Raw genomic sequence first — 13,721 nt, forward strand, 5'->3', positions numbered from 1 at the left:
GATACTTAGCAATAAAAATAGATCAAACTTAAATTCAAAAAAAGTGTAAATTTTAATGATAAATTTTGGGAGCTCTCGATGTCAGACCCATTAAGCTCAGTATCTAAATCTGGGGCGGCGCCGTCTAAAACACAAGTAGACAATAAACAAGCTCAAGCAACACAGGGCTCATCGCTCCCCCAGGCTTCAAATCAAGAAGTCCGAGATCCTAAAGCACTCAACTCAGACCTACTGAAACTGAATACACTAAAACAAGAAGCACTAAGCCCAGAGGCACTAAACCGTGAGCCTCCAAAAATATCATCCACTACTCAAGCAAATGTAAAATTAACGACACCGACAGCAGAAGTACAAAGTCTAGCTCTTAAACCTGCCACAATACAATTTTCATCTAAAACGGATCAGCTCTCAATAGATGGAAGCAGATATTTAGTCTCTTTTTCATCGATAACAAATAGACAAGTTGCCGCTGCCGCAACCAGTTACCAGCTAGTCGCCAGCCAACAAGTTTTAAACTTAGCATCTGCAGTTACCACAAATACAGCCACGATTTCTGGCTCTATGGTTATCGATAGTAAACTAACGGCGAATCCAGAATATGGGCTTTCTCAGAATAACATTAAAAGCATATTACTCGCTCTGGGAAAATCGGTTAGCACCCCCCTACCGGTAGCATTAAAGCAACGTTTGAATCAAGAAGGCATAGATCTCCAGCAGATGAAAGCCTTGAGCAGCAGACCTCAAGGCTATCCATTACCTATGACTCAGTTAAGTCATAACAAGCTTATATTTTCGAATGGTACCAGTGTGCCTCTCTCAAACATGACGTTATCTGAAGTTGCCAATAACGCTCAATTAAATCAAGCCAAACCCAAGCAGTTAAGTGTCATACCAAGCATTCATTTTCAAAACAAACATTGGTTACTGAGACTCACCCCTGTCATCGATGAACTTCAAGTAAAATTAACCCCTGAAGTTTCGAACACTTCAATAACGCAAGGTAAAGGGGAGCAAATAATGCTCGCCAAGCCTGAAATTGGCAATATCTATACTCAGCTGTTCAAAGTGTTAAGCCAAGCTCCAATGGACAATGTGCAAGGAGCCGGTAAGTCGGCATTAACTACGGAGTTGCAAGCTGAGCTAAAGAGTAACCACTCGCAGACATTACCGATATCTAGCAGTAAAGAGCAGAAAACGGCGCAAGCCTCTGACGAGACAACAAACAAACAACTAAGTAAAGAGGCAGGAAGAGTAGCCTTGAATAAAGCTATTCATAAAACTATAGACCTGAGCAGTCCAATTTCAGATCCCAGCCTAAAAACAGGTAAAGCAGAGACTAATACACTGTTGCAAAGCAAACAAAACACCATGATGGCGTCGATTCAGAAAACCTACGGAAAATTCAGCGACAAACTGGCAACACCTGAGCTTACAACTAATTCTGCAAATAGCTTATTAGCTAACTTAACCAAGCTCCTGCCGCAGCTGAGACCCTTATCCCTCAATGCCTTAGCTTTACCCAGTACCGTAAAAGATGAACTCACAGGAATAGCGAGTTTTCACATACCTGTAAATCCCCTATCTCTTTCTGCTAGCCCCTTGTCTCACATGAGTTCCATCGGCCTTCTTTTTCAATTACTCCTTGGGGTTAAGTCTAGTAATGCCTCTGGGAATACTGACAAACTCAGTGGGTCGGCACAGAAATATTTGCAGAAGCTACAAGCTCAATTCGGTGGAAGCTCCTCACTACTCAACTTATTAGACAAAGCTGGAACAACAGAGGCACTGGGTAAACTCTTCTCGAATTTAAGCCTTTATTCCCAGGCAAGTAGTGACACAAGTACTCAGGTAAATTGGTATTTCACCCTCCCCTATTCACTCAATCAACATCAAGAGGAGTTAGAAGGGCATTTTAGTAAAGACAAAGAAGATGACGATGAGCCTAAGATGAATACCTGGCGTCTTCAACTTAAATTCAACTTAACCAAGGGGCCATTATTAATACAAGCTCAGGTTACAGATAACAAAATAAGCATGACCTTCAATGGAAGTAACGGCACACTCTTAAAAAAGATAGATGCGCTATTACCACCATTAATGAATAAGTTATCTGATATTGGCTTCACGCCAGATAAGGTCGAGACTAAGCAGGCTAAAGTACCCGCAAGCTTGCTACCGGGTGAGCATTTTTTAGTTAAGATCAAAGCATAATGAACAGATATCACTGCGCTCCCGGCCAAAGCTGGGTCGACATTGGACATATGTATTGGATGATAAATTTGTAGGAGCGGCTTCAGCCGCGATATTTTGAAAACGATATTAAGCAGATAATGAAACTGGAATCGAAATAGAAATGAATGACGATAATGAAAAACAACTAGAGAATAGTGCAGCTCAAGCCAAAAATGAACAAGAAGCAGTAGCTTTGAGTTATGACGGCCAGAAAGCTCCTGTGATCACCGCCACAGGTAAGGGAGCTGTCGCCGATGAGATAATTGCACTAGCCAAAGAAGCTGGCGTACATATCCATAAAGATGCGCATTTGAGCGATTTTTTACAGCGCTTGGAACTCGGCGAAGAGATCCCTAAAGAACTATATCTTCTAATCGCCGAACTGATCGCATTTGCATATACATTGGATGGTAAATTTCCCGAGCAATGGAACAACATGCATCAGAAGATTGTGGAAGAGGTTTAAAAAAGTTCCTAGGTTCTAGATCCTAGGAACCAAGAACTTATTATTACCCTTTTCCATGTAATCGAATGATAAGCTCAGCTTCTGCTTTGGGCAGCTCACATTCTTGAATCAATTCATCGATGCTGGCACCTAAATCAACCATCTTCATCGCTCTTGAATAGAGTCTAGCCTGAGGGTCTTGTTGATTCACCTCATCAAGCCTAGCATCTTGTTTAGATGTGCGTTTTTCAAGCTCTAACATTCGACGCCCAACACCGATTGTGCCACTTCTTAACTCTTGTAATTCACGTTTGACGGTTTCACGCTGACGATCACTTTCTTTTATAAGCAAGGTCAAAGCTTCAACTTTTACACGCAACTTAGTGGTTTGCTTTTGCTGATACAAAACAAGGCCAAGGCAAGCGATTACGTATACTAAAGCCGCAATTAAAATTCCATCACTGATCATGTACGAGACTCTTAAATGAAGGTAGGAGGTTCCTAATTCCCAGAAATTAGGAATTAGGAATTAGGAATTAGGAATTAGGAAGATAATAGAGCTTAAACTTGTGACACTTCCATCCACTCTTCATCTGATAGCAGTTTGTCGAGATCAACCAGAATGAGTAATTCATTATCTCGGTTACTCACGCCTTGTATAAACTTAGCACTCTCTTCTGTTCCGACATTTGGAGCACTATCTATTTCAGAGCCGCGTAAATAAACTACTTCTGCCACACTGTCGACTAGAATACCGATAACTTGTTTCTCGGCTTCAATGATCACGATTCGGGTAGAATCATCAACATCGGACGAAGCCAATCCAAAACGTGAACGGGTATCGATCACTGTGACGACATTACCTCTAAGGTTGATGATACCAAGTACATAATGAGGCGCTCCAGGAACAGGTGCAATCTCGGTATATCTCAACACTTCCTGAACCTGCATCACATTGATACCGTATGTCTCGTTATCGAGTCTAAAGGTTACCCACTGCAACACTTCGTCATCTTTATTTACTGCTATTGCTACACTATTTGCGTCTGACATATCTACCTCAACCAACAGGGTCTTGACTACTTAAACCTGAATTTAATAATTCTATAAGTGCATGTACATGTAAAATGCCACACATCTGCTCTCTTACCACTCCAGCCAACCAAGGGCGCTTACCCGCATTACTTCGCCAATTGACCGCTGATTTGTTAATTTTTACCGCATTGACCAAGGATTCACAAGTCAATCCCCAGTTACTGTCTTCTAATAATACAACATATTGATAATTTACGGTTTCAGCTAATGCACTATCATACTTTTCCGGCATTACCCAGGCACAAGTATCGACGACATTCAGCTGTGACCCTCGGTGAGCTTGAACACCTTTATACCAATCGGGTCGACCCATAATATGATTGACCCGCTCTAGCTTTACAATTCCACCTAAACTAACCAAGGGCACAGCTAATGTTAATCCAGCTACTTTAAAGAATAGTACCTGAAACTCATCATCGAGGGTTTCCAGCAGATCTTTTGTTACTTTAGGCGGTATCACTGCCACCATCTGCTGAATATCTACTTCCTGATTAATCTGAGACGCTATTTTAGTCTCTGGTTTAGAGACTGTTTTAGAGACTGTTTTAATCTCAGCTTTAACTTTGGGTTCAACTTGTGCTTTAACTTTTACTGAAACTGGTGCTTTAACTTTAGTCTTAAAAACAGGCGCCAGTAACTGCTCCAAGGCCTGTTTATCAAGCTGTGGCTCAATATCTTTCAGCTTATGCTGAGTTAATATTGACACTGTACCACTCGATTCTGCGACTGGAGCTATGCTAGGAACAAGCTCTTCTTGGCGAAGATCATTCATTCGCTCTTTACTAAGTTGCCTTGTTTCCTTGGTATTAACTTTACCTTGCCGAGCAGAAACCGAGACAGATTTGACTTCGGTGTCATTGGAGACAAGCTTTGCGATAACCCCTTGTTCACTCTCAACTTGCTCTTCAACTTCTGCGAGCAAAATATTGAAATAATCGGATACGGCTTCATCAACTAAGCTTGACATGAGATAACGCCCCAGCAAGCAGATAGTCGAGTAACCTTTCATACGCTTTTACGCCACGGCTATGGGCAGCGTAATGTGATGCAGGAAGATGGGCCAAACTGGCATCCCTAAATTTAGTATCTATTGGAACAACATCCGGCCATAAGTGTTCACCATACTCTTCACCTAAATGTTGAAGCGCCGAAGAGGAAGCTCTGGTACGTCTATCGTACATGGTCGGGACTACGGTAAAACTGTATTTGGTTTTCTTAGAACGTCCCATCAAGAGCATGGTTTTTATCATGCGATCCAGTCCCTTGATAGCAAGAAACTCAGTCTGTACCGGGACAATAATATGTTCACTTGCCGCGAGAGCATTGACCATTAACACCCCTAATACAGGGGGGCAATCGATCAAGGCAATGTCATAATCTTCTTTTACCAGATCTAAGGTTTTCTTTAAGATGAGTCCCATACCTTCCTGGTGCCCGAGGGAACGGTCTAATGTCGCTAACGCCATGGTTGACGGAAGGAGTTCGATCCCTTCAACGGCAGTGGAGACAATATGTTTTTTTACTAACTCTGCACTTAACTCTTTATGGGCTAAGAAGACATTATAGAGAGAACCGAGTACTTCCTCAGAATCAATGCCTAAGTAATAACCCAATGAAGCATGAGGATCGGTATCTATCATCAACACGCGTTTGCCACGCTTGGCGAGAGAACCGGCCAGACTTGCAACCGTAGTCGTTTTACCAACCCCACCCTTTTGGTTTGCTATTGTCCAGACTTTCAAAAAGATCCCCTAACAGTTACTGATAACGACATTCTAGTTATTCTCTCGCGTCGTCACTCTAATGCCGCCATGAGGTAGACTGATAACCTTAACTCCATCTTCATCGACTGATAGTGTCGACCCTTTGGGCAAAGTTTCGGCAAGATTCGATAACGTCTCACTGGGCTCATCTAAGCTTAAATCATTCGCGATCAAACTAATAGCCTGTTCGTCTTGCTCATGTAGATGCTTGTGAGTCCCATCACCTGATTTAGCTCTCTGCTCCAAAAACACAGACTCCGAAGGCATTTGTTCTAAAGGCCTCAGCGCCGAAGGCACTTGCTCCAATGATTTTGACGCTGACAACTGAGTATTGTCATCAGATCCTAACGCGAGTGGGGAGGCGACTGGACTATTCACTTGGGCGTTTGTGCTGTTAACGCCAGGACCCACTTCCAATGTCACTTTTTCACCTTGCTTGACCTGAGAAAGTAGTGCCTGAGTCGCTTCCGGGTGCTGCGCCATCCAACTTGCAAGGGCTTGTGCTTGCTCATCGGGGACCATAAGTAGCACCTGACTTTGTTGTAAACGCTCAATTTCTAATAATAAAAGTTCATTCTTATGGCGAATGTCCAGATAAAGTGAACTTGAAATAAACACACCGATTGTAAGCAAAGAAATAATCAAAACAGAGGAAGTGCTTAACTTCCTCTGTGACTTAGCCATTACCGGACTCTCGAAGAATTGAATCAGCCATATCTTCTAGACCAATCGACTGAGTAGACAGGCCCGCCGCTGTAACCGCTTGTGGCATACCATAGACCACGCAGCTCGCCTCATCTTGAGCCCAGATAGTTGCACCTGCGCTCTTGAGCATACGAGCACCTTCTCTGCCGTCGGCACCCATGCCTGTTAACACCACGGCTAACGTGTCTCGACCGGCAATTTTTGATGCTGAGGCAAAAGTAATATCAACACTCGGCTTATAATTCATATCGGCACTGCCAGCGAGCACTTTAAGCCTGCCATGAGCGCCCCCTCTTTCTAACATCATCTGCATGCCGCCAGGTGCAAGATAAGCCGTACCAGGTTTCAATTGATCTCCCGATTGCGCTTCTTTTACTTCAATCTGACATAAGCCGTTCAATCTACTAGCGAATGCAGGGGTAAATGCTGCCGGCATATGCTGGATCAGCAAGATGGGATGAGGATAGTTAGCCGGTAATTTAGTCAAAATTTTCTGCAAAGCAACTGGGCCACCTGTCGAAGTGCCTATCAGTAACAGTTTATATTTCTTACCCGATGCACGTACAAGAGCAGAACCTCTTAGGTTTGTTGTATCTCTGACGCTTCTAGGGGATGAAGACACACCAGTAGTCAACTTAGCTTTCGTGCTAGAAGAACTCGGTGCACTTGAGCGTGCTATCGGTTTGTATAAACGCCGACGACCTAAGGCTTTAATTCGTTGCTGCAGTAATACAATTGCATCATCTTTATTGGTCGCGATATCTTCGAAACGTTTAGGCAAGAAATCTAATGCCCCGGCTTCTAAGGCATCTAGGGTCGCTTTCGCGCCATCATGGGTTAACGATGAAAACATCAGAATTGGCGTCGGTGTCTTGGCCATTATCTCACGTACTGCGGTGATTCCATCCATGACGGGCATCTCTATATCCATAGTGATGACTTGAGGCTTAAGCTCTGCAGCTAACTTAACAGCCTCGGCGCCGTTCACTGCGGTACCTATCACCTCTAAATCAGGATCTTTAGTCACTATTTCACTGACTCTTCGACGAAAAAAACTAGAGTCGTCGACTACGAGAACTTTAATGCCCATTCCAATTCCTATACCGCTTATTTTATTTATTTTCTAGCGTAATGCTTAAGTAAGCCAGGTACATCTAAAATCAATGCAATACCACCATCTGATGTGATGGTAGCCCCAGCCATACCAGGTGTGCCATGCAACATGGTACCAAGAGGCTTGATCACGACTTCCTCCTGGCCAATCAATGAATCCACAACGAAACCTATCTGTTTGGTACCTAACTGGACAATAACAACATGTCCATTAGCCTTATCACCATGCTTCATACTAGATGGCACTCGACTCAACCAGTGCTCTAGATAAAAGAGTGGAACCGCCTTATCTCGCACGATAACAGTCAATTGGCCGTCGACGATATTGGTCTTGGTCAAGTCGAGATGGAATATCTCACTGACACTCGACAATGGTAATGCAAACACTTGAGTAGCCACTTCAACCATCAAGGTGGGCATGATGGCTAAGGTCAGCGGAACTTTAATCTCTAATACTGTCCCTTTACCCTTTAATGAATCGATATGAATCGTCCCGTTCAGCTGAGCAATACGGGTTTTAACTACGTCCATACCAACACCACGGCCAGAAATATCAGAAATCTCGACTTTAGTGGAAAATCCAGGGGCGAAGATGAGGTTATAAGCCTCTAGATCTGACATCCTAGCGGCTCCTTCCTCATCGAGTACACCACGACTAACAGCGATTTCTTTGAGTTTCTGAGGATCCATGCCAGCGCCATCATCCTCAATTTTGAGCAAGATATGGTCACCTTCTTGGCTCGCCGAGAGGGTTATCGTACCGGTTCTGGATTTACCCGTCGCCTCACGTTCGGCAGGCATCTCAATACCATGATCCACTGAGTTTCTCACTAAGTGAACCAAAGGATCGGCTAACGCCTCAACTAAATTCTTATCTAAATCTGTGTCTTCACCTATCATGGTGAGAGTAATATCTTTATTCAAGCTGCGGGCAAGGTCTCTCACTACACGTGGGAAACGACCAAAAACTTTCTTGATCGGTTGCATGCGGGTCTTCATGACTGCGCCCTGCAGATCTGCCGTAACTAAGTCAAGGTTAGCTAATGCTTTAGACATCTCTTCATCATCTCGAGAGATACCTAAGCTGAGTAAGCGGTTACGTACTAACACGAGTTCGCCAACCATATTCATGATTTCATCGAGTCTGGCAGTATCGACACGTACCGTTGTTTCAGCCTGAGGCATGTTAGCGGGTGCCGATTTTGCAACTGCTTTCTTCTCTTGCGCAACAGGTTTTGGTGCGGCTTTCGCCGCTACTGGACTGGCAACTGCAGCCGCTGGCACAGATGGCTTGGCAGCAGGTTTAGGGGCCGTATCTCCAACGCCTGGTCCTCCACCCGAACCATGAAGTTCATCGAGCAGCTTTTCAAATTCGTCATCAGATATATCATCAGAATCAACTGCAGGTGGAGCATCTACAGCTGCTGCACTGGATGATTCCTCCTTAAATTGTCCTGATCCATGTAATTCATCGAGTAAAGACTCGAATTCATCATCGGTAATGTCATCGGGTTGGCCCGGTGCTGGGGCGCTAACTTCAGCTTGTTTAGTTACAGCTGGGCCTTTGCCACCGCCATGTAATGCATCTAGCAGTGCCTCGAACTCGTCATCATTGATCTCATCTATCCCACCTTCACCGGCGATACTCGATGTTGGCTGAGGAGCCGTATCAAACAATTCGATACCAGAATCGTCCGCAAGCGGCGTCTCATCGAATAGTTCAATTGAAGCGTCACCTGACGTATCTGCAACAGGCTCAGCCGCACCAGCTTCACTTGGAAGTGGAGAACCTGAGCTCAATAACTTCAAGTTAGTGAGTAAGATAGGATCTGCAGGCTCTTGTTGGTTACCGGCCTGAGTCTGAGCAAACATAGCGTTGATGGCATCAACTGCATGTAAAATAATATCCATCAACTCGGCAGAAACATGTCGTTTGCCAGTACGCAGCAAATCGAAAGTGTTTTCTGCTTCATGGCAAACATCGACCATTGGAGTCAAACTAAGAAATCCCGCTCCACCTTTTACGGTGTGGAATCCTCGAAAAATGGCATTAAGCAACTCCGAGTCTTCAGGGTTATTTTCTAACGTGACTAACTGTTCAGATAAAAGCTCTAAAATCTCACCGGCTTCGATCAAAAAGTCTTGCAGTATCTCTTCATCAACATCGAATGACATTAATATGACTCCTAATTAAAACCCTAAACTCGATAGCAGATCATCAACTTCATCTTGCCCTGTGACGACATCGTCACGTTGTTCAGCGTTCATGATTGGCCCTTCGGCTTCGACACTGCTATCGACAATTGTCGGATTTTCACTGACGGGTTGTTCACCAAATACCGTCAACATCGAGACTAAATTATTTTCAACTTCACGAACCAGATCGATAACCCTTTTTATCATCTGCCCGGTTAAATCCTGAAAATCTTGGGCGAGTAAGATTTGGTTTAACAGATCTTTCAAACGAATAGAATCTAATTCACTGCGCTCGACAAATTGTTGAACGTCGTGACACAAGGTTTTAAATTCGCTCAGTTCAATTTCACGTCTCATAAGACGATCCCAAGTGGGTTTAACCGATTGGATATTGGTCGTGAGTGCGTTAGCTAAAGGTAAACATTCTTCAACGGCATCCATGGTTTTATTAGCGGCTTGTTCTGTCATATCTATGACATAATTTAGCCGCTCTTTGGCATCCGGGATCTCAGTGCTTGCAAGCTCAACCAGTCGATCATCAACCTGAAAATCAACGATCGCGCTATGTAGCTGACGAGTGAGCCTGCCAACCTCATCAAAAAGTTCCTTTTGAATAGGCGCAGCAATATCTCTGATTAAATCATCAGCGAGTGACTGCTCGTCTTGAGACAGCAATTCTACAAGTTTATTTGCCTGCTCTAACGAAATGAGCCCTGAAGTATTCGCCTGCATATCACAACCTTGGTTAACCGAGTCGTTCAAAGATTTTGTCTAACTTCTCTTTCAATGTCGCTGCCGTAAATGGCTTGACAACATAGCCATTTACCCCGGCTTGAGCCGCGGCGATGATCTGTTCCCTCTTAGCCTCTGCTGTTACCATCAACACAGGGATATTTTTTAATTCGTCATCAGCACGAATCGCTTTTAACAGATCGATTCCTTGCATACCCGGCATATTCCAGTCGGTCACAACAAAATCAAAATCTCCTTTCTGTAACATAGGTAGTGCTGTCGAACCGTCATCAGCTTCTTGAGTATTGTTAAAACCCAAGTCTCTTAACAAGTTCTTGATGATACGTCTCATTGTTGAGAAATCGTCAACAACGAGAATCTTCATATTCTTGTCCAAAGTTTCCTCCGCGGAGCTCTTAATTATTGCTCATGTAATCGTTATTTTTTTGTCCAATGCTTAAGTTTAGCTTTTAGTCTGAGCATTGCCTGACTTAAAATCTGGCTAACCCGTGACTCACTAACCTCAAGAATGGCCCCAATCTCTTTTAAATTTAAAGCTTCATCATAGTAAAGCGACAAAACTAGTCCATCTCTTTCAGGCAATAACTTAATTGCTGCAACCAATGCAGAATGAAATTCATCTTCTGCAATCGATTCATAGGTATCGTCATTAACCCCATCCTCGTGGCTAATAACATCGACCGATACACCTAAATCTTCAATCCCTATTACTTTTCCTACTGAAACATCATTTAAAATATGATGATATTGATCTAAGGTCATGTCCAGTCTCTGGGCTATCTCGGCATCTTTCGCATCTCTGCCAAGCTCCTGCTCAAGCTCATCGATAACCTGGGCGACCCGTCTCTGGTTTCTGTGCACCGATCTCGGCACCCAATCTCCACGACGTATCTCATCAAGCATAGACCCACGGATTCGAATACCCGCAAAAGTCTCAAACTTAGCCCCCTTGTTACCGTCAAACTTTGACGAAGCTTCTAGTAACCCCATCATGCCTGCTTGCAGTAAATCGTCTAATTGCACCGATGCAGGTAAACGAGCGAGCAAATGGTGAGCTATTTTTTTTACAAGCGGTGCGTATTGTTCAACGATTAAAGTTTTATTATCTAAACGAGTATACGCAGAGGCTTTACTCACTCGCTCTATCCTCTTGATACTCTGGTCGCTGCACTAAACGCTCAACAAAGAACTCTAGATGACCTCCTGGTTGCTGCGGTATAGGCCAACTAATGATCTTATTCGCTAAACCATGGTAAGCAATCGTTGCTGGCGATTTAGGATACGCTTCAACAATTAATTTCTGCTTACGTACCGACTTTCGCAAGTTCTCATCAAATGGGATTGTAGCCACTAATTCAAGTGCGACATCCAAAAAACGATCGGTAACTTTACTAAGCTTAGCAAAGAGTTCCATCCCTTCCCGTAAACTTCTTACCATATTGGCGACTATTTTAAAGCGGAAGACGCCATGTTCCCTGCTGAGTATCTTAATTAGCGCATAAGCATCTGTTATTGATGTAGGTTCATCACAAACCACAACGAGTACATCCTGAGAGGCTCTGGAGAAGCTTAATACCATATCGGAAATCCCCGCAGCAGTATCGACGATGAGTATGTCGAATTGCGTTCGCATCTCACTGAATGCCCGGATTAACCCAGCATGTTGTGCTGCTGATAGTTCAACCATAGCTTGTGTACCCGAAGTTGCAGGAATAATTCCTATCCCTTTAGGGCCTCGCACTATGATATCGTCCAGATCGGTATCACCGGATAAGACATGGGATAAGTTACGTTCGGCGCGAAGGCCAAGCATAACATCCACGTTTGCCAGACCTAAGTCGGCATCCAGCACCAGTACACGCTTACCTTTTTCGGCTAACGCAACGGCGGTATTGATAGAAACACTGGTTTTACCCACGCCTCCCTTACCACCCGATACGGCTATTACTTTTACTTTTTCGTTATAAGGTTGATTCATCATACGTAAACCACTTGCTTGATCCCGACTCATTGTTTTACTCAAATGCATAGGCCCTTTCATCTGACCTTTCACTATTGCTGACTGCTGGTTTATTATCTAACACCGATAGCGCTTTGTTTGCTAGCGCGAATGTATCGGCCACTTGCATATCTTCTGGAACTCTTTGTCCATCAGTAACATAACTTAATGGTAACCCACTTTGTATCAAAACACTCAATGCGGGAGCTAAGGAAACTGATTCATCCAATTTCGTCAATATCGCACCAGATAATGGGATACGTTTAAATTGTGTCACCGCTTCTTCTAAAACTCTTCTCTGACCTGTAGATGACAGTACCAGATAACTGCGAATAGGTAATCTGCTATTTGCAGCTAAATTATCAAGTTGCTGGAATAAGCGCATGTCTCTTTGACCCATTCCAGCTGTATCTATCAATACTAGCTTGCGATTACGGAACTGATACAGTATTTGTTCCAACTCATTGAGATCATGAGCCTGCTTAACCGGACATCCCATTATTTTGCCATAGGTTGCCAATTGCTCAAAGGCTCCAATGCGATAATGATCGGTTGTGATCAAGGCTACGTGCTCTGCGCCGTGATGTGCTGCATACCTCGCGGCTAGTTTAGCTAGCGTTGTTGTTTTTCCAACCCCAGTTGGTCCAACAAATGCCACTACACCACCTTGGCGTACTATATCATCACCTTGATTATCCAACATATTGGCCAAACTACGAGGCAATGCTCTAACTAGATCTGCTGGTGTATAATGTTCACTCAATTCAGACAGTTTTTTTGCCACTGTAGGTGAAAACTCAACATCCAGTAATTTACTTTCTAACATGGCACCTACGGGATCCACCCTGCTTTTCTGCTCATGCATCAAAGCAGTGACCTGATGGGTCAACAAACTTCTCAAAGACGCCAGCTCTTCACGCATCATCTCAAGCTCAGGGCTAGCTTTCCCCTTCGTCTCATGTGAAGACTTATTTGCAAAGTTTTGCATATCCGGTGGCGACGACTTGGTTTTCGATTGAGGTGCCTGCAAGCCTTTAGCCCATTCAGGCATGTCTAATTCTTCACTGGTATGCTGAGAAACTTGCTGCTCAACCCGACTCTGTTGCCGCTCTAGCAATGCCTGTAGCGAATCGGCCGCAGGCGCCGGCTTGGCTCTGGCTTCAGAGCGAACAGGTCGCTTTAGCCCCAGCGAGATTTTCTCTTCAGCCAAATCCATGAAAGTGGGAGCCGAAGCCGGCTTTTCTGCCATTAGGGCCTTTGGTTTCGGCTCATCGTAATCCACGGCTGCGACGATCTCTATCCCACCAGTGACCTTTTTGTTCGACATAATCACGGCATCTGATCCTAAGGTATCTTTAACCTGAGCCAATGCCGTACGCATATCTTTTGCTAAGAAACGTTTAATTTTCACTTATATGCC

The 13,721-nt window shown here is 44.0% G+C and carries 14 protein-coding genes; 2 read left to right on the plus strand and 12 right to left on the minus strand.

The window, feature by feature from the left end:
* Positions 1-78: 78 nt before the first annotated feature.
* Positions 79-2,211, plus strand: a complete 2,133-nt coding sequence (locus sps_RS18485) for a hypothetical protein (RefSeq protein ID WP_077753847.1) — start codon at positions 79-81, stop codon at positions 2,209-2,211.
* 142 nt (positions 2,212-2,353) lie between these two features.
* Positions 2,354-2,698: an EscU/YscU/HrcU family type III secretion system export apparatus switch protein gene (locus tag sps_RS18490; RefSeq protein WP_077753848.1), complete on the plus strand. Its 345-nt coding sequence runs from the start codon at positions 2,354-2,356 to the stop codon at positions 2,696-2,698.
* A gap of 43 nt (positions 2,699-2,741) precedes the next feature.
* Here sps_RS18490 and sps_RS18495 read toward each other — a convergent pair whose 3' ends face one another.
* The 12 genes from sps_RS18495 to flhF all read right to left on the minus strand — a co-directional run bounded on the left by sps_RS18495 (position 2,742) and on the right by flhF (position 13,712).
* Positions 2,742-3,146: a DUF2802 domain-containing protein gene (locus sps_RS18495; protein ID WP_077753849.1), complete on the minus strand. Its 405-nt coding sequence runs from the start codon at positions 3,144-3,146 to the stop codon at positions 2,742-2,744.
* Between the two features lie 92 nt (positions 3,147-3,238).
* The gene (locus sps_RS18500) at positions 3,239-3,730 is read right to left on the minus strand and encodes a chemotaxis protein CheW (protein ID WP_077753850.1); all 492 of its coding nucleotides are present in this window, start codon (positions 3,728-3,730) and stop codon (positions 3,239-3,241) included.
* Positions 3,731-3,737: 7 nt separating this feature from the next.
* Positions 3,738-4,739 (minus strand): chemotaxis protein CheW, encoded by a 1,002-nt coding sequence (locus tag sps_RS18505; protein ID WP_077753851.1) that lies wholly within the window; start codon positions 4,737-4,739, stop codon positions 3,738-3,740.
* A complete protein-coding gene (locus tag sps_RS18510) occupies positions 4,723-5,514 on the minus strand; it encodes a ParA family protein (RefSeq protein WP_077753852.1) in 792 nt (263 codons plus the stop codon). Before sps_RS18510 ends, sps_RS18505 begins: the two co-directional genes overlap by 17 nt.
* A gap of 33 nt (positions 5,515-5,547) precedes the next feature.
* Positions 5,548-6,219, minus strand: a complete 672-nt coding sequence (locus tag sps_RS18515) for a hypothetical protein (RefSeq protein ID WP_077753853.1) — start codon at positions 6,217-6,219, stop codon at positions 5,548-5,550.
* On the minus strand, positions 6,212-7,330 hold the full coding sequence (locus sps_RS18520; protein WP_077753854.1) for a protein-glutamate methylesterase/protein-glutamine glutaminase: 1,119 nt from the start codon (positions 7,328-7,330) through the stop codon (positions 6,212-6,214). Before sps_RS18520 ends, sps_RS18515 begins: the two co-directional genes overlap by 8 nt.
* Before the next feature lie 26 nt (positions 7,331-7,356).
* A complete protein-coding gene (locus tag sps_RS18525; protein WP_077753855.1) occupies positions 7,357-9,528 on the minus strand; it encodes a chemotaxis protein CheA in 2,172 nt (723 codons plus the stop codon).
* Between the two features lie 15 nt (positions 9,529-9,543).
* Positions 9,544-10,281, minus strand: coding sequence for a protein phosphatase CheZ (locus tag sps_RS18530; RefSeq protein ID WP_077753856.1), 738 nt, complete (start codon positions 10,279-10,281; stop codon positions 9,544-9,546).
* A gap of 13 nt (positions 10,282-10,294) precedes the next feature.
* Positions 10,295-10,678, minus strand: a complete 384-nt coding sequence (gene cheY, locus sps_RS18535; RefSeq protein WP_012324268.1) for a chemotaxis response regulator CheY — start codon at positions 10,676-10,678, stop codon at positions 10,295-10,297.
* A 41-nt stretch (positions 10,679-10,719) separates the two neighbouring features.
* Positions 10,720-11,439 carry an RNA polymerase sigma factor FliA gene (locus sps_RS18540; protein ID WP_077753857.1) on the minus strand — a complete coding sequence of 240 codons (720 nt, stop codon included), beginning with the start codon at positions 11,437-11,439 and terminating at the stop codon, positions 10,720-10,722.
* The gene (locus sps_RS18545) at positions 11,432-12,313 is read right to left on the minus strand and encodes a MinD/ParA family protein (protein WP_077755762.1); all 882 of its coding nucleotides are present in this window, start codon (positions 12,311-12,313) and stop codon (positions 11,432-11,434) included. The genes sps_RS18540 and sps_RS18545 overlap by 8 nt, the downstream gene beginning before the upstream one ends.
* A gap of 4 nt (positions 12,314-12,317) precedes the next feature.
* Positions 12,318-13,712 carry a flagellar biosynthesis protein FlhF gene (gene flhF / locus sps_RS18550; RefSeq protein WP_077753858.1) on the minus strand — a complete coding sequence of 465 codons (1,395 nt, stop codon included), beginning with the start codon at positions 13,710-13,712 and terminating at the stop codon, positions 12,318-12,320.
* Between the last annotated feature and the right edge of the window lie 9 nt (positions 13,713-13,721).

Source organism: Shewanella psychrophila (assembly GCF_002005305.1).
GTDB classification, from domain to species: Bacteria; Pseudomonadota; Gammaproteobacteria; order Enterobacterales; family Shewanellaceae; genus Shewanella; species Shewanella psychrophila.